The organism is Comamonas denitrificans, from assembly GCF_017368815.1.
Taxonomy (GTDB): domain Bacteria; phylum Pseudomonadota; class Gammaproteobacteria; order Burkholderiales; family Burkholderiaceae_C; genus Comamonas; species Comamonas denitrificans.
In genome coordinates, this window is sequence record NZ_JAFNME010000026.1 from 1 (window position 1) to 20,604 (window position 20,604).

Sequence of the window (20,604 nt, forward strand, 5' to 3'; positions counted from 1 at the left end):
CAACTACATCGAAATGTTCTATAACCCCAGACGTCGTCATTCCAGTGCTGACGGCCTGCCGCCTGCCGAGTTTGAGCGGCGTCACTTCCTGAGGCTCCAAGGCGTCTAGGAAAGCCTGGGCGATTCAGTTGGCTTTGGGGCCGATGCCGTTGATCTTGCGGCAAGGCAGCGGCCAGATTTTTTCTTGCAGGTCGTGCGGCCAGACGATGGCAATGCCACGCGGCTTGTTAAATTCGCTGGCCATCTTGGCCAGCAGCTTGTTCGGGGCCACGCCGATCGAGCAAGTCAGCCCCGTGGCGGCAAAAATCGCTGCCTGCAGCCGCTGCGCCAGCGCCTGCCCGCCGGCTTCCTGCCCACCTTCGGCATGGGTGAAGTCGATGTACACCTCGTCCACGCCCCGGTCTTCCAGCACCGGGGCCAGCGCCACAATCACCTCTTTAAACCGCTGCGAATAGGCCCGGTAGCGGGCAAAGTCGATGGGCAACAAAACCGCCTGCGGGCACAGCCGCGCCGCCTTCATCAACCCCATGGCCGAGCCCACACCAAACTGCCGCGCCGCGTAGGTGGCGGTGGTAATCACCCCCCGGCCCACATAGCCGCCCAGGCGCTCAAACGCCGCCAGCGGCATCTGCGCCAGGCTGCCCCAGCGCTGCACCAACGCCGCCTCTTGCTGCGGGGTAAAGCGGCTGCCGCCGATCACCACCGGCAAATCCTTGAGCTGGGGATAGCGCAGCAACTCCACGGAGGCGAAAAACGCATCCATGTCCAAATGGGCCACGCGGCGCGGCAAAGGGGAGGAAGGGCCAGTCGTTGTCACAGACGCTGATTGTCGCCAGCCCGCAATTCAAGCGCCCAGCGGCAGGCAAATCAGCACCAGCCCCACCAGCATCAAGGCGATGCCGATCTGCTCTGGGCGCGAGAGGTTTTCCCTGAGCACGCGGCGCGAGACCAGGTAGCTGAACACCACTTCGATCATGCCCAGGGTGCGCACATCGGCCACGTTGTGCATGGCATACGCGGTGAACCAGGCCAGCGAAGCGGCCGCGCCCATGTTGCCTGCCAGCAAGGAGGTGCGCCAGGCGCGAAAGATCGGCCCCAGGCCCGTGCGCCAAGCCACCCAGCCGCCCAGGCCGATGGATTGCAGGGTCTGCGCAATCAGCACGCCCCAGGCACCGGCCACCCAGGGGGCTACCGCGTCGCCCAGCGCCAAAGAGCCACCCCGAAACCCGATGGTGGAAATGGCAAATCCCGCACCGGCCAGCAGCCCATACATGGCCGATTTGCTGCACCAGGCCCGCCACGACAGCAGCTGCCCCTGGCGCGGCAACCCCAGCAGCAGCACGCCCAGGGTGGCCACCACCATGGCCAGCACGGCCATGCCGGTGGGCAACTCGTGCAGCAGCACCACGCTGAACAGGCCAACTTGCAGCACCTCGGTTTTCGAGAGGGTGACGGCCACGGCAAAGTTGCGCTCTTGCATGGCCCGCAGCAGCGCCGCCGTGGCAAAGATCTGAAAGAACGCCCCCATGCCGATCCAGCCCAGGTAGGGCAGGTTGAAATCTGGCAGCCAGGCCGTGCTGCCCGGCCCCCAATACAAAAATGCCACCCAAGCCACCGTCAGGGGCAGACCAAACAGAAAGCGCACCAAGGTGGCGGACAGGGCACCGACTTCATCGGTCAGCGTGCGCTGCGCGGCATTGCGCACGGTTTGCGCCGCTGCGGCAAACAAGGTGCAAGGCACCCACAGCCAGGCCGCACTGGCAAGAGAATCGAACATTAGAAACAAAAAAGGAGCGCTTACCGCTTGGTTTTCGGCATTTCATGCGTATTCAACATGAAACACCTTGATAACCAAGCGCAAAGCGCTCTCTTTTTAAGAATTACAACAGTTTTGATTCTACGACTTGCCGCGCCCTTGCAGCCAGGCGATCAACTCGCCCATGATGCCGCGGCGAAATGCCAGCACGCACACAATAAAAATCAGCCCGGTGACGATGGTGACCGATTGGCCCAGGGTGGAGAACCACTCAACCCCCGTCGTTCGTGCCAGCCAAGCGCCCAGGTCGCCGATCTTGTTTTCCAGCGCCACCACCACCACCGCGCCCACCAGCGGGCCGCTTAAGGTGCCCATGCCGCCCACCAGGGTCATCAGCACCACGTGGCCGGACATACTCCAGTGCACATCGGACAACGTGGCAAAGCCCAGCACCAGGGTTTTAAGCGAACCGGCCAGCCCGGCAATGGCCGCCGAAATCACAAAGGCCAGCAGCTTGAAGCGGTTGGTGTCGTAGCCCAGCGAGGTGGCGCGGGCCTCGTTTTCTTTGATGCCTTTGAGCACCTGGCCAAAAGGCGAGTGAATGGTGCGCACGATGAGCAAAAAGGCCGCCGTCGCAATCACCACGGTGACGTAGTACATCACCAAATCGCTTTGCAAATCGAGCAGGCCAAACAGCTTGCCGCGCGGCACGCCCTGCAGGCCGTCTTCGCCACCGGTAAACGGCGCTTGCAGGCAGGCAAAAAACAGCATTTGCGCCAGCGCCAGGGTAATCATGGTGGCGTAAATGCCCTGGCGGCGAATGGTGAACCAGCCCATCACCAGCCCCAGCAGCGCCCCGCTGGCCGTGCCGGCCAGCAAGCCGATTTCGGGGGTGGCCCCCACATCTTTGATCGCATAGCCACAGATATAGGCCGCGCCGCCCAGAAAGGCCGCATGCCCGAACGAGAGCAGCCCGGTATAGCCCAGCAGCAGGTTGAAGGCCACGGCAAACAGGGCAAAGCACAGCAGCTTCATGACAAAAATCGGGTAGGCCCCCAGAAAGGGCGCGGCCAACAAGGCCAGCAACAGCACGCCGTAACCGACCGGGGCCATCTTTTGCATATTCATAATTTTGTGCCCCGCTTATTTTTCTTTACCAAACAAACCCGCCGGGCGGATCAGCAGCACGATGGCCATGATGACAAACACCACGGTGGACGAAGCCTCGGGGTAGAACACCTTGGTCAGCCCCTCGACCACGCCCAGGCCCAGGCCGGTCAGGATGGAGCCCATGATCGAGCCCATGCCGCCAATCACCACCACGGCAAACACCACGATGATCAGGTTTTGCCCCATGAGCGGCGTGACCTGGTACACCGGCGCAGCCAGCACCCCGGCAAACGCGGCCAAGGCGGCACCAAAGGCATAGGTCAGGGTGATCATGACGGGCACGTTCACACCAAAGGCCTCGACCAGGCGCGGGTTTTCTGTGCCAGCGCGCAGGTACGCCCCCAGCTTGGTGCGCTCAATCACGTACCAAGTGGCCAGGCACACCACGATCGAGGCCACCACCACCCAGGCGCGGTAGTTGGGCAGGATCATGAAGCCCAGATCGGTGGCCCCTTCCAGCACCTCGGGGGTGTCGTAGCCCAGGCCCGAGACCCCGTAGATCGAGCGGAACACCCCCTCAATCACCATGGTCAGCCCCAGCGTGAGCAGCAGGCCGTACAGGTGATCGAGTTTGTAAATCCACTGCAGCAAAAAGCGCTCGATGAGCACGCCCAGCACCCCGACGATCAGCGGGGCCAGCAGCAGCATCACCCAGTAGTTCACTTCCAGGTACTCCAGCCCCATCCACGTGAGCAAGGCCCCCAGCATAAACAGCGCCCCGTGGGCAAAGTTAATGACGTTCAGCAGGCCAAAGATCACCGCCAACCCCAGGCTGAGGATGGCGTAGAACGAGCCATTGACCAGCCCCAACAAGAGCTGGCTGAGCAGCGCCGGGGCGGAGATACCAAAAAATTCCATACAGATGACTACCGCAAAAGGGAGTTGATCACACCAAAACGCTTACTTCCACAGGGCGCACTTGGACTCGGCCTTGGTCGTCCACACCTGCTCGGCTGGCAAGGTGGCCACCACGCGGTAGTAGTCCCAGGCTTCCTTGGAGTCTTTCTGGCCCTTGACCTGCATGAGGTACATATCGTGGGCATAGCGGCCATCCGGGCGGATCACGCCCTTGCCGTAGAAGTCATCCATGGGCGTGGATTTGAGCTTGGCCATCACAGCATCGGCATCGGTGGTGCCCGCCGCTTCAATGGCTTTGAGGTAGTTCATCGTGGCCGAGTAGTTGGCCGCCTGCACGTCGGTGGGCATGCGCTTGGTTTTGGCAAAGAATTTTTTGCCAAACGCGCGGCTCTGCTCGTTCAGGTTCCAGTCCCAGCTGGTGGTCAGGTACAGGCCTTCGGTGTTTTTCAGGCCCAAGCTGTGGATGTCAGAGTTGAACACCAGCAGGCCGGCCATCTTCATGCTTTTGTTAATGCCAAATTCGCGGGCCGCCTTGATGGCGTTGATGGTGTCACCCCCGGCGTTGGCCAGCCCCAGGATTTGCGCTTTGGAGTTTTGCGCCTGCAGCAAGAACGAGGAGAAGTCCGAGGCGTTCAACGGATGGCGCACATTGCCCAGCACCTGGCCGCCGCTGTCTTTCACCACCTTGGCCGTATCGGCCTCCAGCGCATGGCCAAAGGCGTAATCGGCCGTCAAAAAGAACCAGCTCTTGCCGCCGTCCTTGACCACCGCCGAACCCGTGCCCCGGGCCAACGCCACGGTATCGTAGGCGTAATGCACGGTGTAAGGTGTGCACTGCTCGTTGGTCAGCGCCGAAGAGCCGGCACCGTTCACAAAGAACACGCGTTTTTTCTCATCGGCCACCTTGGCCATGGCCAGGGCCACGCCCGAGTTGGTGCCGGCAAACAGCATGGTCAGGTTTTGCGTGTCCACCCACTCGCGCGATTTGCTGGCGGCAATATCGGGCTTGTTTTGGTGGTCGGCCGACAGCAGCTCCACGGGCTTGCCCAGCACCTTGCCGCCAAAATCGTCAATCGCCATCTGAATGGCCAAGGCACCATTTTTGCCGTCCACGTCGGCATACACGCTGGACATATCGGTAATAAAGCCGATTTTCACTTTCTCCTGAGCCTGGGCCTGAACGGCGCACAGCGCCAAACCGGCCGCGCTCAGGGCAGCGGCCAATGTTTTGAGTTTGCGTGCTTGCATGGTTGTCTCCTCGTAGGGTTGGGAAAAAGTTTCGAAAAAAAGCCGGGTCAAACGCCCAGCAACTCGGTCAGCACCGGCATCTTGGCTTGCAGCTCCTTGGCGGTGAAGTGCTCGACCATGCGGCCATGTTCCATCACGTAAAAACGGTCGGCCAGCGGCGCAGCAAAGCGAAAGTTTTGCTCGACCATCACCACGGTGAAGCCTTTTTCGCGCAGCATGATGATCATGCGGGCCAGCGCCTGCACGATGACCGGGGCCAGCCCTTCGGAAATCTCATCGAGCAGCAGCAGCTTGGCCCCGGTGCGCAAAATCCGCCCCACGGCCAGCATCTGCTGCTCCCCGCCAGACAAACGGGTGCCCTGGCTGTTTTTGCGCTCGGCCAGGTTGGGGAACATGGCGTAGATTTCCTCGACCGACATGCTGGCCTGGTTGGTTTTGAGCTGCGGGGGCAGCAGCAGGTTTTCCTCGCACGACAGGCTGGAAAAAATCCCGCGCTCTTCGGGGCAATAGCCCAGCCCCAGGTGGGCAATGCGGTGGGTGGGCAGGCCAATGGTTTCCTGCCCATACACCTTGATCGAGCCTTGGCGCGAGCCCGTCAGCCCCATGATGGCCCGCAGGGTCGAGGTGCGCCCCGCGCCGTTGCGCCCCAGCAGGGTGACCACCTCGCCGGGCTGCACCACCATGTCCACGCCGTGCAAGACATGCGATTCGCCGTACCAGGCCTGCAGGCCTTGAATTTCCAATGCGGGCGTGTTCATCTCAATGCGCCCCTTGCAGTTCGACTTCGGTGCTGCCCATATAGGCCTCCATCACTTGGGGGTTGCTGGACACCTGGGCGTAATCGCCCTCGGCCAGCACCATGCCGCGCTGCAGCACGGTGATGCGGTCGGCAATGGTGGAGACCACCTTCATGTTGTGCTCCACCATCAAAATCGTGCGGCCTGCCGACACCTTTTTAATCAACTGCGTCACGCGGTCCACGTCTTCGTGGCCCATGCCCTGGGTGGGTTCGTCCAGCAGCATCAGCTCAGGCTCCATGGCCAAGGTGGTGGCAATTTCCAGGGCGCGTTTACGGCCATAGGGCAGGTTTACCGTGACCTCATCGGCCATGGCCTCCAGGCCCACCTCGGCCAGCAGCTGACGGGCCCGGTCATCGAGCTGGTGCAGGCTTTTGCTGCTGCGCCAAAAGTGGTAGCTGGTGCCCAGCTTGCGCTGCAGTGCCAGGCGCACGTTCTCCAGCAAAGTGAAGTTGGGGAAGACCGCAGAAATTTGGAACGAGCGAATCACCCCCCGGCGGGCAATCTGCGCTGGTTGCTCCTGGGTGATGTCCTGCCCATTGAAAACAATGCTGCCCGCTGTGGGCACCAAAAATTTGGTCAGCAAATTAAAGCAAGTGGTTTTGCCGGCCCCGTTGGGCCCAATCAGCGCATGGATGGAACCTCGGCGCACGGCCAAATTCACGTCGCTGACGGCAGTAAAGCCTTTGAACTCTTTGGTCAGGCCCGTTGTTTGAAGAATCGTGTCACTCATGAGCTGGAAATTAGACAATTTGAATGAGCGATCCTAGTTACAGCAGGCTTACACCACATTGGGACAAGTGCCTAAGGGCAAACGGCGGTACGTCAATTTACGTAACGCAAAATAAAAAACTTTTAAATCAATCAATCCAAAAAATTTTCCATGGTCCGCAACGCAATAACAGCGATCCAATCAAAGCGTGGCTGCACTGCATTACAGCAACGGCAGACGGCACCAATGGCTGCCCATCTGTACCTATAGTGCGGCCCTGAACCCATAGCTATTTAAGGAGTTTTGATGACCCAAGAAGAAATCCGCGCCACCGTAACGCTCTGCCTGCTGGCCGCCTTTGCCGATGGCGAAAAGCATGACCGCGAGCGCGAGCAGATCCGCCAAGTGGCCGAGGGCCTGGCCCGCGACCAGGCGATTCACCTGCCCGGTCTCTACCAGGATGTGCTGCTGCGCCGCGTGAGTCTGCCGCAGGTGCTGGCCACCCTGAGCAGCCCCACGGCACGCCAGCTGGCTTATGAGATGGTGGTGTGCGTGTGCGATGCCGACGGCCACACCAGCCCCAAGGAAGAGGCATTTTTGGCGCAGGTGCGCCAAGCCTGGGGCATGGGGGGGTCTGGTGGTGCGCTGGGCACGGCCAGCGGCGGCAGCTATACCGAGTTTGAGCAGCAGGCCCAGGTGGTGGCCGACATGCCGTTGCAGGCCGCCGTACCCGAGGCCAGCTTGCCGCAGGATGCAGCCGTGCCCCACCCCACGGCCGTCGATGGCCTGGGCAGTCCCAACCAGCAACGCCGCCCAGGCACGTTGTCGCGCGAGGCGATGGACAGCAAAATCCTCAAAGCATCCATCATGAACGGTGCCATTGAGTTGCTGCCAGAGAACCTGTCCACACTGGCCATCATTCCGCTGCAGATGCGGTTGGTGTACCAAATCGGCCAAAGCTACGGCTATGAGCTGGACCGCGGACATATCAAGGATTTGCTGGCCGCCTTGGGCGTGGGCCTGACCTCGCAGTACCTGGAAGAGGCCGGGCGCAAGCTACTTAGCGGCCTGCTGGGCAAAAAGGGCAAGGGGCTTCTGGGCGGGCTGGGCCGCCAAGCCGTCAGCAGCGGTATGAGCTTTGCCAGCACCTACGCCCTGGGCCACGTGGCCAACCAGTACTACGCTGGCGGACGCACGCTGTCCACCGAGATGCTGAAGAACGCCTACCAGCACGTCATGCAGGATGGCCGCCAGCAGCAAGAGCGCTACATGCCACAAATCCAGGCCACGGCCCGTGAGCTGAATATGGCCAAGATCATGTCGATGGTGCGCGGAGGCTAGGATTTAAAACTTCCAAAAATCAAAGCAAGGCCAGCACCTTCTCTGGCGGGCGGCACAGGGCCGCGCCCTTCGGCGTGACCACGATGGGGCGGTTGAGCAGGCGCGGGTGCTGGGCCACCAGGGCAAAAATTTGCGCATCACTCATGGCCGGGTTGTCGATGCCCAGGGTTTGGTACTGCGCCTCTTTGTTGCGCAGCAGCTCGCGCACGGGTTGGCCAATGTGCGCCACCAGCTCGGCCAGCTCGGGGGCGGTCAGCGGCGTGGCCAGGTAATCAATCACGAGGGGCTCAATGCCGCGCTCGCGCAGCAATTGCAAAGCGCCGCGCGAGTTGCTGCAGGCAGGGTTGTGAAAGATGGTGACCATGGTGGCGGGGGGAGAGGCACTGTTCATAGGGCGGCAAGTGTAGGCAGAGGGAAAAATTCTTTCAGTGCAGGGTATTTTGTGTGCATGATCGGCGATATCTCCATTGCCAAAAAACGCTGCTTGAAATCACATTCTGCGATGTCAAAGCGTTTTTTATTGAATTTTTTCCTTCATACTTCGCAATTCAAGAGGACTTGCCATGAAAAACTCCGAACGCAGCTTCGCTCGCCGCATTGATTTGACCTCACTGCAACTGTTTGTTGCCGTGTGCGAGCTGGGCAGCATTGGCCGCGCCGCCGAGCGCGAATACATCGCCGCCTCGGCGGTGAGCAAGCGCCTGTCCGATTTAGAAGCCGCCGTCGATACCGCCCTGCTCTACCGCCACAGCCGGGGCGTGACGCTGACCCCTGCGGGCGAGAGCCTGCTGCACCATGCCCGCAACGTGCTCTATGGGCTGGAGCGCATGCAAGGCGAGCTGTCCGAATACTCCGACGGCGTGCGCGGCCACGTGCGCATGCACGCCACCATTTCCTCCATCGTGCAGTTTTTGCCGGAAGACCTGGGCAGCTTTGCCCGGGAGCACAGCCAGATCAAGATTGACCTGCAAGAGCACCTGTCGGCCGACGTGCTGCAAGCCGTGCATGAAGGCACGGCCGACATCGGCATCTGCAACATGGGCCAGGCCAACCCCAACGGCCTGCAAACCCGCCCCTACCGCACCGACCACCTGGTGCTGGTGGCCCCCGAAGACCACCCGCTGACCGAGCGCAGCGCCATCGCTTTCGAAGAAGTGCTGGACTGGGACGTGGTCGGCCTGCACGGCGGCAGCTCCATCAGCCTGGCCATGCGCGGCGCGGCCACCCGCAGCGGCACGGCCCTGCGCCAGCGCATTCAGGTCACCAGCCTGGATGCCATGTGCCGCATGATCGACAACGGCCTGGGCGTGGGCCTGATCCCGCACCGCGCCTTTGAGCTGATGCAAGGCGTGGGCCGCCTGCGCAGCGTGCCGCTGACCGATGCCTGGGCGCAGCGCACCTTAAGCCTGGTCGCCCGCGACTTTGACGCGCTGCCGGTGACATCGCGTTTGCTGGTGGAACACCTCGGCAAAGGCTGGGAGCCAGCCTCTTCCAACGCCAGCAACGCTCCCTAGAATCCCCCACACAGCCTGCCAGCTTGACGGCTGGCAGGCTTTTTTTATCCCAACCCAGAGAGTTAGCCAACATGGGACGCACCCTGTACGACAAGATTTTTGATGAGCACGTCATCCACACCGAGGAAGACGGCACCTCTATTCTCTACATCGATCGCCACCTGGTACACGAGGTAACCAGCCCCCAGGCGTTTGAAGGACTGCGTCTGGCCAAGCGCAAACTCTGGCGCCAAAGCTCGGTGGTGGCCACCGCCGACCACAACACCCCCACCACCGGCTGGGAGCAGGGCTACGACGGCATTGCCGACCCCATCAGCAAAGAGCAAATCACCACGCTCAACAGCAACATTGCCGAATTTGGTGCCGCCGCCTTCTTCCCCTTTATGGACAAGGGCCAGGGCATCGTCCACGTCATGGGCCCCGAGCAAGGGGCCACCCTGCCGGGCATGACCGTGGTCTGCGGTGACAGCCATACCAGCACCCACGGCGCGTTTGGCGCTTTGGCGCACGGCATTGGCACCAGCGAGGTCGAGCACGTCATGGCCACGCAAACGCTGCTGGCCAAAAAAGCCAAGAACATGCTGGTCAAAGTGGAGGGCAGCGTCGCCCCCGGCATCACCGCCAAAGACATCGTGCTGGCCATCATCGGCAAGATCGGCACCGCAGGCGGCACCGGCTACACCATTGAATTTGCCGGGCAGGCCATCCGCGACCTGTCTATCGAAGGACGCATGACGGTGTGCAACATGGCCATTGAAGCCGGTGCCCGCGCCGGCCTGGTGGCCGTGGACGACAAAACCATCCAATACGTCAAAGGCCGCCCCCTGGCCCCCACCGGGGTGGAATGGGAACAAGCCGTGGCCTACTGGCGCACCCTGCACTCCGACGACGATGCGCAGTGGGATGCCATCGTCACCCTGCAAGCGGCCGACATCGTGCCGCAAGTGACCTGGGGCACCAGCCCGGAGATGGTCGCCGGGGCCGACACCCACGTGCCCGATCCAGAAAAAGAAAAAGATGCCAACAAACGCGCCGCCATGGAGCGGGCGCTGACCTATATGGGCTTGGAGCCAGGCAAGCCAATTACCGATATCTGCATCGACAAAGTCTTTATCGGCAGCTGCACCAACAGCCGCATCGAAGACCTGCGCGCCGCAGCCGCCGTGGTGCAAAAAATGGGCCAAAAAGTGGCCAACAACGTCAAACTGGCCATGGTGGTGCCCGGCTCGGGCCTGGTCAAAGCCCAGGCCGAAAGCGAAGGCCTGCACACCATTTTTAAAGCCGCCGGTTTTGAATGGCGCGAACCGGGCTGCAGCATGTGCCTGGCGATGAATGCCGACCGGTTGGAGCCGGGCGAGCGCTGCGCCTCCACGTCCAACCGTAACTTTGAAGGCCGCCAAGGCGCTGGTGGCCGCACCCACCTGGTCAGCCCCGCCATGGCGGCGGCCGCGGCCATCACCGGCCACTTTGTGGACATTCGCCAATTTGCTTAAACCCTGTTTTTTCTCTCTCTTTTTCTAGGAGCACGGTCATGCAGAAATTCTTTACCCCCATCGCACTGGCAGCCTTGGTCTTGGCCCTGAGCGGCTGCGGCAACACCTGGTACGGCGTGAAAGAAGACACCAAACGCGCCGGCCAGGCCACGGGCCAAGGCATTGAAAAAGCCGGAGAAAAAATTCAAGAAATCGCCAAATAACACCATGCAGAAATTCACCATCCACCAGGGCCTGGTCGCGCCCATGGACCGCGAAAACGTCGATACCGACGCGATCATCCCAAAGCAATTTCTCAAATCGATCAAGAAAACCGGCTTTGGCCCCAACCTGTTCGACGAATGGCGCTACCTCGATCAACCCGGCCAGCCCGGCGTGCCCGAGTCCGAGCGCAAGCCCAACCCCGACTTCGTGCTCAACCAGTCACGCTACCAAGGCGCATCGGTGCTGCTGGCGCGCAAAAACTTTGGCTGCGGATCAAGCCGCGAACACGCCCCCTGGGCGTTGGAGCAGTACGGCTTTCGCTGCGTGATCGCGCCCAGCTTTGCCGACATCTTTTTCAACAACTGCTTTAAAAACGGCATGCTGCCCATCGTGCTGCCGGAGGCCACGGTCGATCTGCTGTTCAACGAAGTGTTTGCCTTCCCCGGCTACCAGCTCACCATCGACCTGCAGCGCCAGGTCATCGTGCGCCCCCAGGGCGAGGAAATCCCCTTTGAAGTCAATGCCTTCCGCCGCGACTGCCTGCTCGGCGGGCTGGACGACATCGGCCTGACCCTGCGCCACAAAGACAAAATCGCCGCCTTTGAAGCCCAGCGCCTGGCCAGCAAACCCTGGCTGGCCCACAGTTTGGTGGGTGCCAAGTAATTAAAAACCAAAGCTATTCCCGCTGACCAATAGCCATTTTTTAATGGCTATTGTTGTAAATACCTTATGAATCAAGCGGAAACAGCTATCACTATTGCAAAAAAAGGAAACACCATGACCCAGAAAATCGCCATCCTGCCCGGCGACGGCATCGGCCCGGAAATCATTGCCGAAGCCGTCAAAGTCTTGCACGCCTTGAACCTGGATTTGCAGCTGGAAACCGCCCCCGTCGGCGGCGCAGGCTATGAGGCCGCTGGCCACCCCCTGCCCCCCGCTACGCTGAAACTGGCGCAAGAATCCGACGCCATCCTGTTCGGTGCCGTGGGCGACTGGAAATACGACACCCTGGAACGCGCCCTGCGCCCTGAGCAAGCCATCCTGGGCCTGCGCAAAGCCCTGGGCCTGTTCGCCAACTTTCGCCCCGCCATCTGCTACGAGCAGCTGGTCAATGCCTCCAGCCTGAAGCCCGAACTGGTCTCGGGCCTGGACATCCTCATCATCCGCGAGCTGACCGGCGATATCTACTTTGGCCAGCCGCGGGGCCGGCGCACCGCCGAAGACGGGCATTTCCCCGGTGCCGAAGAAGCCTTTGACACCATGCGCTACAGCCGCCCCGAGATCGAGCGCATCGCCCACGTTGCCTTCCAAGCCGCACAAAAACGCAGCAAGCGCGTCACCAGCGTCGATAAGGCCAACGTGCTGGAAACCTTCCAGCTGTGGAAGGACGTGATGACCGAGGTGGGCCAGCAATACCCCGATGTGCAGCTCGATCACATGTACGTGGACAACGCCGCCATGCAACTGGTGCGCGCGCCCAAGCGCTTTGACGTGGTGGTCACCGGCAATATGTTTGGCGACATCCTGTCGGACGAAGCCTCCATGCTCACCGGCTCGATTGGCATGCTGCCCTCGGCCAGCCTGAACGACAAAAAACAAGGCCTGTACGAGCCCAGCCACGGCAGCGCCCCCGACATCGCCGGCCAAGGCATCGCCAACCCGCTGGCCACCATCCTATCGGCCGCCATGATGCTGCGCTTTAGCCTGGGCCACGAAGCCGCTGCCCAGCGCATCGAAGCGGCCGTGCAAAAAGTGCTGGCCCAGGGCCTGCGCACCGCCGACATCTACAGCGAAGGCACCACCAAAGTAAGCACCGCCCAAATGGGCGATGCCGTGGTGGCGGCGCTGTAATTGCGCCATCTTTTACGCTAAAAGCGCCGCTCTGCGTCACTGGAGCGGCGCTTTTTTTATCGCCTCCATCTCCTGCTATGGTCGCGCAGTGGTAACGGGCTTGTCTTCACGCTCCACACCCAGGGCTTGCGCCCCAGTTCCATCCACAACATCCACACCCTAAACACCACAGGAGAAAACATGAACGCTTTAAGCGATATGAAAGTGGGCACCAAGCTCATTGCCGGGTTTTTGGCCGTCGCAGTGATTGGCGCCATCATCGGTGTGCTGGGCATCCTCAAAACCAGCGAACTCAGCGATCTGGCCTCTTTGATGTACGAGCGCGAGATGGTGGGTGCGCAGCACGTTTCGGCGGCCAATATAGACATGGTTGAGGCCACGCGCTCGGTGCGCAGTGCCATGCTGGCGCCCACCGAGCAAGAGCGCACGCGCCACCTGAACGATATGCAGCAGCGCCTGGACCGCTCCAAGGCAGGGCTGGCAGCCGCAGCGCCCTACTTCTCCACGTCCACGGGCCAATCCAAGCTGACCGACACCATCCAGGCTTTGGAGGCGTATGAGGTGATCGCCAAAGAGATGGCCACCAAACTGCCCAACGACCCTTTGCCTGAGATGGGCAGTGCCACGCAGCATTTGTTCAGCGCAGGGGCTCCGGCAGTCAACAAAGCCAGCGCCCAGATGGCGCAGCTGGTGGAGCGCAGAAGCGCCAGCGCCAAGAATTTGAGCGAAGAGACCAATGCCATTTACGCCAACATTCGCACCCTGATGATCGTGCTGACCCTGGGTGGCGTGCTGGCGGGCGTGGCCCTGGGGGTGCTGATTACGCGCAGCCTGACCCGCCAGTTGGGCGGTGAGCCCGGCGATGTGGCCAACGCGGCCAATGCGATTGCCTCGGGCGATCTGAGCACGCACATCGACACCCAACAGGCCAAACCCGGTAGCGTGGTGCATGCCATGCACGAGATGCAGGCGGCGCTGCGCCGCATTGTCAGCACCGTGCGCGAGAGCAGCGACAGCATTGCCACCGGTGCGCAGCAAATCGCTACGGGCAACAGCGACCTGTCGCAGCGCACCGAAACCCAAGCCAGCAATCTGGAAGAAACCGCCGCCTCGATGGAAGAAATCTCCAGCACCGTGCAAACCAGCGCCGACACGGCCCGCCAGGCCACACAGCTGGCCGCCAGCGCCAGCCAAGCGGCCACGCAAGGTGGCGAGGTGATGCAGCAGGTGGTGCAGACCATGGAGCAGATCAACGCCGCTTCGCGCAAGATTTCCGACATCATCGGCGTGATTGATGGCATTGCGTTTCAGACCAATATCTTGGCGCTGAACGCTGCCGTGGAGGCAGCACGTGCCGGTGAGCAAGGCCGGGGCTTTGCCGTGGTGGCCGCCGAGGTGCGCAGCCTGGCCGGACGCAGTGCCGAGGCAGCCAAAGAAATCAAAACCCTGATTGGCAACAGCGTGGAAACCGTGGACGCGGGCAGCCGTTTGGTGGATACCGCCGGCAGCACCATGCAGCACATCGTGCAAGAAGTGCAGCGCGTGACCGACCTGATCCGCGAGATCAGCGCTTCCACCAGCGAGCAAACCGTGGGCATTGGCCAGGTGGGCGAGGCCGTGGCCCAACTCGACCAGATGACGCAGCAAAACGCGGCGCTGGTGGAAGAGTCTGCCGCCGCTGCCTCCAGCCTGAACCAGCAAGCCCAACAACTGGTAGAGGCCGTGGCCGTGTTCCAACTGGGCCGCCATGAAAATGCCATGCGCCGCCCCAGCACCACCGCGCAACCGCCAGCGCGGTCTGTGTCCAGCCCCGCGCCCAGCCCAAGCCCTGTGGCCAACGTCACCAACACCACCGCACCGCAATTGGGCCAACGCAGTAGCACCGCCGCTGCCAAGCCTGCCGCTAAGCCTGCTGCCACAGCCGCCAAGTCACCCGCAGCGCCCCGGTCAGCACCCGCCCCAGCAGCACGCATTGCAGCACCCACCGGTCACCAGGCCAATGACGATTGGGAAACTTTCTAAACGTCTAAAGCAGGGGCTGCTCCGGCCCCTAGCGCCCCTAGCGCCCCATCAAATTGAACTGCACATTGGCCAGCACCATCAGCAGCACCTGCAGCGCGATCAATGCCACCAAGGGCGATAAATCGACATTGCCCACCAGCGGAATGATGCGCCGCAGTGGGCGCAGCACCGGCTCGGACAGCCGCGCCAAAATGGGGGCCACGGGGGCGTGCGGTTGCACCCAGGACAATATGGCGTGGATGAGCAAAATGCCGATCAACCCGGTCAAGACCATGCGCAGCAGGCCAAACAGCGCCAGCAACGGGATCAGTACCGGGCTGGCTGCGCCCCCCAAAACTGCCCACAAAACCAAATAGTGCAGCAGCTGCACCAGCACCGCGCCCAGCAGGCAGGACAGATCAATCTTGCCACTGGGGCGAATCACCCGGCGCAGCGGCAGCACCAGCCAATCCGACAAGGCAAACACCAGTTGCCCCACAGGGTTGCCAAAGGGCACGCGCAGCAGCTGCATGTACAGGCGCAGCAGGCACGCGCCGGCGACCAGGCCGCTGGCCACCTCCAATAAAAAAGCAAAAATTTGGCCGAACATTCCAACCTCAATGAGACGATAGCTATTGCCGCTTTAATTTAAACAAGTTCAAGGTTTTTATTGCTTAAAATCGTTTAACAATCAGCGGTACAAGCTATTTTAAAAATAGTAACCCTGTGCTGGACTGCCAACACAGCAGTGCGTTCATGGCGATAAGCCCTGGCAAATCCAGCTTGGGCGCAAGATTAAGCCATGCAAGCCAACAGCGGGCGCAAAAAAATTAGAATCGCCCGCTTTGGCTCGTTTTTTTCCTGTTCACCCTTGGCCCCGCGCGGCCCTTTTGCTCCCATGTCTGACACCACTGATTTGCCGCTGGCCGATGCGGCTGCCGCCCCCCAAGATGAAAACAAACTCATTGCCGAGCGCCGTGAGAAACTTAAAACCATCCGTGAGCAGGCCCAGGCCCAGGGCGTTGCCGCCTTCCCCAACGACTTCAAACCCCAGCACCGCGCCGCCGCCCTGGCCGCGCAGTACAACGCGCTGGACACCGAAGCGCTGCAGGCCAGCCCCGTCACCGTCAGCGTGGGCGGGCGCATGATGCTCAAGCGTGTTATGGGCAAGGCCAGCTTTGCCACGGTGCAAGATGCCACCGGGCGCATCCAGCTGTACATCGCCCGCGATACCGTGGGCGAGGCGGTGTACGACGACTTTAAAAAGTGGGATTTGGGCGACATCATCGGTGCCGAGGGCACGCTGATGAAGACCAAGACGGGCGAGCTGTCGATCAAGGCCACCAAAATTCGCCTGCTGACCAAGAGCCTGCGCCCCATGCCCGACAAGTTCCACGGCATGGCCGATCTGGAGCAAAAGGTGCGCCAGCGCTACGTCGATCTGATGATGAACGAGGATGCCCGCGCCCGCTTCGTGGCCCGCAGCAAGGCGGTGGCCGGCATTCGCGACTTTATGGTGCAGCACGGCTTTTTAGAGGTCGAAACGCCCATGCTGCACCCCATCCCCGGTGGGGCCAATGCCAAGCCGTTTGTCACGCACCACAATGCGCTGGACCAAGAGATGTATTTGCGCATTGCCCCGGAGCTGTACTTGAAGCGCCTGGTGGTGGGTGGCTTTGAGCGGGTATTCGAGATCAACCGCAACTTCCGCAACGAAGGCATCAGCGTGCGCCACAACCCCGAGTTCACGATGATGGAGTTCTACGCGGCGTGGTGGAATTACCGCGATTTGATGGACTTTACCGAGCAGCTCATCCGCGATGCGGCCATGAAGGCCGTGGGCACCCTGGACTGCACCTATGCCGGCAAGCCGGTGGACTTGGCCGCACCGTTTGAGCGCCTGAGCATTCCGCAGGCCATCGTGAAATACACCGATGCCGGCGAGAACGTGACCAACCGCGACTGGCTGACCAACGCCTTGCGCAAGCTGGGCATGAACGAGGGCAAAGACAAGCTGTCCACGCGCAGCCTGGCGAGCCTGCAGGTGCTGTACTTTGAAGAGGTGGTGGAAGAGAAGCTGTGGAACCCCACCTTCATCATGGAGCACCCCACCGAAATCAGCCCACTGGCGCGCGCCAATGATGAGCGCCCGGAAGTGACCGAGCGCTTTGAGCTGTACATCACCGGGCGCGAGTTTGGCAATGGTTTCTCGGAGCTGAACGATGCCGAAGACCAGGCGGCCCGCTTCAACGCCCAGGTCGAGGCCAAGGACAGCGGCGACGACGAAGCCATGTACTTTGACCACGACTTTGTGCGCGCGCTGGAATACGGCCTGCCACCCACCGGCGGCTGCGGCATTGGCATTGACCGCCTGATGATGCTGCTGACCGACAGCGCCAGCATCCGCGATGTGATCTTGTTCCCCGCCCTGCGCCGCGAACAGCCGTAAAAATCGGCTTAGAACGTGTTCATGATCTCGAATGAAGGTGTGGGGGATGCGGTTCGGGATGGGTTGCGAGGCGCAAACCACAACAATAGCTTGGCTATTGCGAGGATTTGCAACGACGCAGACCGCCCGAAGCCGCGCCCGCACACCCATGAGGAGATCGTGAACACGTTCTTACAGCGGCCCACGCCACTGCATTGACCATTTCAGGGCACTGGCACAGTGCCCTTTTTATTTTTTTGCTATGAAACCTTTACAACGCTGGCAAAGCTGGCATACCCATTTGCCCGATTGGCTGCAGGAGTGGCTGGACGTGATGGTGCCGCTGCTGCAAATTGTGCTGATTGTTTTTTGTGCCTGGCTGCTGCACCGGCTGGTGCGCCGTGTGCTGCGCCGTGCCAGCACGCATTACCAGCTGCCGCACGAGCTGCTCATGCCCATCAATGTGGTGGTGCGCTGGCTTATCGTCAGCGGTGCGGTGCTGCTGGTGCTGGAGCGCCTGGGGGTTTCGGCCACGGTGCTGTGGTCGGCGTTTACCGGCTTTGCCACCGTGGGTGCGGTGGCGTTTTTTGCGGCCTGGAGCGTGCTGTCCAACCTGTTTTGCGCTTTCCTGATCTTTACCGGTCGCCCGTTTGTGGTGGGCGACACGATTGAGCTGCTGGACAACGCCGAAAAGCCCGGTGCCCTGGGCAAAGTGGTGGACATCAACCTGCTCTACACCACCTTGGAGGACATATCAGAGGCCAATGCCGGGGCACAGGTGCAAATCCCCAACGCCTTGATCTTTCAGCGCGTGCTGCGCCGCTGGCGGGCCGGTAGCGAGGTGCCCGCCGGCAAAACGCACAACCCGGCCAGCAGCGCCCCGGCCCCAGCCGCCGAGAAAGAGCCTAAGGCCACGCAGCCGACCTAAGAACGTGTTCACGATCTCCTCATGGGTGTGCGAGCGCGGCTTCGGGCGGTCTGCGTCGTTGCAAATCCTCGCAATAGCCAAGCTATTGCTATGGTTTGCGCCTCGCAGCCCATCCCGAACCGCATCCCCCACACCTTCATTCGAGACCATGAACACGTTCTAAGGAAGGGGAGATTACCGGGCTAGCGCAGGCGGGCAATCAGGCTGGAGGTATCCCAGCGCCCGCCGCCTTGGGCCTGCACATCGGCGTAAAACTGATCGACCAGGGCTGTTACGGGCAGGCGGGCACCGTTGCGCTGGGCTTCTTGCAGCACCAGCCCCAGGTCTTTGCGCATCCAATCGACGGCAAAGCCGAAGTTGAATTCATCGCGCACCATGGTGCTGCCCCGGTTATCGAGCTGCCAGCTTTGCGCCGCGCCTTTGCCAATCACTTGCAGGGCTTTGTCCATGTCCAGACCGGCTTTTTGGCCAAAGGCCACCGCCTCGGACAGGCCTTGCACCAGCCCGGCAATGCAAATTTGATTGACCATTTTGGTCAGCTGCCCGCTGCCGCTGGGCCCCATCAGGGTGACGGCGCGGCCAAAGCAGGCCATCACCGGCTCGGCCGTGGCAAAGGCGGCCTCGTCGCCACCGCACATGATGGTGAGTTGCCCGTTTTGCGCCCCGGCTTGCCCACCAGAGACCGGGGCATCCACAAACGCTACGCCCTGCTGCTGGGCGGTGGCGTACAGCTCCCGCGCCAACTGGGCCGAGGCGGTGGTGTGGTCAATCAAAATGCTGCCCGATTGCATGCCCGCCAAAGCACCATCAGGCCCCAGCACCACGCTGCGCACGTCGTCATCGTTGCCGACGCACATGAGGACGATATCGGCCCCTTGGGCTGCTTCGCGCGGCGTGCTGGCATGGTGCGCACGGCCTGTTGCCGCAAAGGCTTGCGCCCAGGCTTGTGCTTTGGCGGCCGTGCGGTTGAACACCGTGACCGTGTGCCCGGCCAGCGCCAAATGCCCTGCCATGGGCCAGCCCATCACACCCAGACCTAAAAAGGCCACTTTGCGCGGCGTGGCATCCGGGTAGCTGCGGGGGTTGGTTTGTTGTGCAACGGTCATGGGGTTCTCTCCTTGTTTTTGCTGTGCATCCAGGATGGGATTTACATCACTTTGAAATTTTCTGTGCCGGCCATCAGGTCAGACTTGGCCCGCTGGCTGTGCAGCTTGATTTGCAGGCGCAGGTTGTTCACCGAGTCGGCGTTGCGCAGCGCATCTTCGTAGGTGATGGAGCCCGCCTCGAACAGGTCAAACAGCGCCTGGTCAAAGGTTTGCATGCCCAGCTCACGGCTTTTTTGCATGATTTCTTTGATCTCCACCACGTCGCCCTTGGCGATCAGGTCGGAAACCAGTGGGGTGTTGAGCAGCACCTCCAGCGCGGCAATGCGGCCCTTGGTGCCCTGGCGCGGCATCAAACGCTGCGAGATCATGCCGCGCAGGTTCAGCGACAAATCCAGCAGCAATTGCTCACGCCGCTCTTCGGGGAAGAAATTCAAGATGCGGTCTAAGGCCTGGTTGGCACTGTTGGCGTGCAAGGTGGCCATGCACAGGTGCCCCGTCTCTGAGAAGACGATGGCGTGCTCCATGGTTTCGCGGTCGCGAATCTCGCCCATCAAAATCACGTCGGGGGCCTGGCGCAGGGTGTTTTTCAGGGCCGCTTCCCAGCTGTCGGTATCCAAGCCCACTTCGCGCTGGGTGATGATGCAGTTTTTGTGCGGATGCACAAATTCGATCGGGTCTTCCACGGTGATGATGTGGCCGAACGAGTTCTGGTTGCGCCAATCGACCATGGCCGCCAGCGAGGTAGATTTGCCCGAGCCCGTCGCGCCCACAAAAATGCACAGGCCACGCTTGGTCATGGCCACGTCTTTGAGCACCTGGGGCAGGCCCAGCTGGTCGATGGTGGGGATGTCGGCCGGAATCGTCCGCAGCACCATGCCCACGCGCCCTTGCTGAATGAAGGCATTCACTCGAAAGCGCCCAATCCCGGCTGGGGAGATGGCAAAGTTGCATTCCTTGGTGCGCTCGAACTCGGCCATTTGGCGGTCGCTCATGATGGAACGGGCCAGCGCCATGGTGTGATTGGGCGACAGCGGCTGCGGCGACACCCGCGCCACCGCACCATCGACCTTGATCGCGGGCGGAAATTCAGCCGTTAAGAACAAGTCACTGCCCTTGCGATTGACCATTAGCTGCAGCAGGTCGTTGATAAATTTACTGGCCTGATCGCGTTCCATACGTGAAGCGTCCTTTGCGTTT

19 protein-coding genes and 1 pseudogene are annotated in these 20,604 nt (G+C 61.4%); 9 read left to right on the plus strand and 11 right to left on the minus strand.

From position 1 onward, the window contains the following. Positions 1-127: 127 nt before the first annotated feature. The 7 genes and pseudogenes from J1777_RS11160 to J1777_RS11190 form a co-directional block, all read right to left on the minus strand. A pseudogene (locus J1777_RS11160) lies at positions 128-763 on the minus strand (Y-family DNA polymerase); the annotation flags it as partial. An 81-nt stretch (positions 764-844) separates the two neighbouring features. Beyond that, a complete protein-coding gene (locus tag J1777_RS11165; RefSeq protein ID WP_207575774.1) occupies positions 845-1,777 on the minus strand; it encodes a DMT family transporter in 933 nt (310 codons plus the stop codon). Positions 1,778-1,897: 120 nt separating this feature from the next. Then, positions 1,898-2,884: a branched-chain amino acid ABC transporter permease gene (locus J1777_RS11170; RefSeq protein WP_207575775.1), complete on the minus strand. Its 987-nt coding sequence runs from the start codon at positions 2,882-2,884 to the stop codon at positions 1,898-1,900. Between the two features lie 15 nt (positions 2,885-2,899). Beyond that, complete coding sequence (locus tag J1777_RS11175; RefSeq protein WP_207575776.1) at positions 2,900-3,784, minus strand: branched-chain amino acid ABC transporter permease; 885 nt, start codon at positions 3,782-3,784, stop codon at positions 2,900-2,902. A 42-nt stretch (positions 3,785-3,826) separates the two neighbouring features. Next, complete coding sequence (locus tag J1777_RS11180) at positions 3,827-5,032, minus strand: ABC transporter substrate-binding protein (RefSeq protein WP_207575777.1); 1,206 nt, start codon at positions 5,030-5,032, stop codon at positions 3,827-3,829. 47 nt (positions 5,033-5,079) lie between these two features. Continuing rightward, positions 5,080-5,790 carry an ABC transporter ATP-binding protein gene (locus tag J1777_RS11185; RefSeq protein WP_207575778.1) on the minus strand — a complete coding sequence of 237 codons (711 nt, stop codon included), beginning with the start codon at positions 5,788-5,790 and terminating at the stop codon, positions 5,080-5,082. 1 nt (position 5,791) lies between these two features. Continuing rightward, entirely contained in the window at positions 5,792-6,562 is a 771-nt protein-coding gene (locus J1777_RS11190; protein WP_207575779.1) for an ABC transporter ATP-binding protein, read from the minus strand. A gap of 285 nt (positions 6,563-6,847) precedes the next feature. Here J1777_RS11190 and J1777_RS11195 point away from each other — a divergent pair, with 285 nt between their 5' ends. Then, a complete protein-coding gene (locus J1777_RS11195) occupies positions 6,848-7,882 on the plus strand; it encodes a YcjF family protein (RefSeq protein WP_207575780.1) in 1,035 nt (344 codons plus the stop codon). Positions 7,883-7,901: 19 nt separating this feature from the next. On the opposite strand, the gene arsC is transcribed toward J1777_RS11195, so the two are convergent. Next, on the minus strand, positions 7,902-8,273 hold the full coding sequence (gene arsC / locus J1777_RS11200) for an arsenate reductase (glutaredoxin) (RefSeq protein ID WP_207575781.1): 372 nt from the start codon (positions 8,271-8,273) through the stop codon (positions 7,902-7,904). Positions 8,274-8,445: 172 nt separating this feature from the next. On the opposite strand from arsC, the gene J1777_RS11205 reads away from it, so the two are divergent. The 6 genes from J1777_RS11205 (at position 8,446) to J1777_RS14470 (ending at position 14,966) form a co-directional block, all read left to right on the plus strand. Further along, positions 8,446-9,396, plus strand: a complete 951-nt coding sequence (locus J1777_RS11205) for a LysR family transcriptional regulator (protein WP_207575782.1) — start codon at positions 8,446-8,448, stop codon at positions 9,394-9,396. A 71-nt stretch (positions 9,397-9,467) separates the two neighbouring features. Then, entirely contained in the window at positions 9,468-10,889 is a 1,422-nt protein-coding gene (gene leuC / locus J1777_RS11210; protein ID WP_207575783.1) for a 3-isopropylmalate dehydratase large subunit, read from the plus strand. Between the two features lie 38 nt (positions 10,890-10,927). Beyond that, on the plus strand, positions 10,928-11,092 hold the full coding sequence (locus J1777_RS11215) for an entericidin domain-containing protein (RefSeq protein WP_207575784.1): 165 nt from the start codon (positions 10,928-10,930) through the stop codon (positions 11,090-11,092). Between the two features lie 4 nt (positions 11,093-11,096). Beyond that, positions 11,097-11,756 (plus strand): 3-isopropylmalate dehydratase small subunit, encoded by a 660-nt coding sequence (gene leuD / locus J1777_RS11220; protein WP_207575785.1) that lies wholly within the window; start codon positions 11,097-11,099, stop codon positions 11,754-11,756. Positions 11,757-11,870: 114 nt separating this feature from the next. Beyond that, positions 11,871-12,944, plus strand: a complete 1,074-nt coding sequence (leuB, locus tag J1777_RS11225) for a 3-isopropylmalate dehydrogenase (protein WP_207575786.1) — start codon at positions 11,871-11,873, stop codon at positions 12,942-12,944. 180 nt (positions 12,945-13,124) lie between these two features. Continuing rightward, the gene (locus tag J1777_RS14470; RefSeq protein ID WP_207575787.1) at positions 13,125-14,966 is read left to right on the plus strand and encodes a methyl-accepting chemotaxis protein; all 1,842 of its coding nucleotides are present in this window, start codon (positions 13,125-13,127) and stop codon (positions 14,964-14,966) included. A gap of 37 nt (positions 14,967-15,003) precedes the next feature. Here the strand turns inward: J1777_RS14470 and J1777_RS11235 are convergent, their stop codons facing one another. Beyond that, positions 15,004-15,555: a YggT family protein gene (locus J1777_RS11235; RefSeq protein ID WP_207575788.1), complete on the minus strand. Its 552-nt coding sequence runs from the start codon at positions 15,553-15,555 to the stop codon at positions 15,004-15,006. A 288-nt stretch (positions 15,556-15,843) separates the two neighbouring features. On the opposite strand from J1777_RS11235, the gene lysS reads away from it, so the two are divergent. Continuing rightward, positions 15,844-17,394 carry a lysine--tRNA ligase gene (lysS, locus tag J1777_RS11240; RefSeq protein WP_207575789.1) on the plus strand — a complete coding sequence of 517 codons (1,551 nt, stop codon included), beginning with the start codon at positions 15,844-15,846 and terminating at the stop codon, positions 17,392-17,394. Positions 17,395-17,635: 241 nt separating this feature from the next. Further along, positions 17,636-18,301 (plus strand): mechanosensitive ion channel family protein, encoded by a 666-nt coding sequence (locus tag J1777_RS11245; RefSeq protein WP_207575790.1) that lies wholly within the window; start codon positions 17,636-17,638, stop codon positions 18,299-18,301. A gap of 182 nt (positions 18,302-18,483) precedes the next feature. On the opposite strand, the gene J1777_RS11250 is transcribed toward J1777_RS11245, so the two are convergent. Both J1777_RS11250 and J1777_RS11255 read right to left on the minus strand, forming a co-directional pair. Next, a complete protein-coding gene (locus J1777_RS11250) occupies positions 18,484-19,407 on the minus strand; it encodes an NAD(P)-dependent oxidoreductase (protein WP_207575791.1) in 924 nt (307 codons plus the stop codon). A gap of 41 nt (positions 19,408-19,448) precedes the next feature. Next, entirely contained in the window at positions 19,449-20,582 is a 1,134-nt protein-coding gene (locus J1777_RS11255) for a PilT/PilU family type 4a pilus ATPase (RefSeq protein ID WP_207575792.1), read from the minus strand. Between the last annotated feature and the right edge of the window lie 22 nt (positions 20,583-20,604).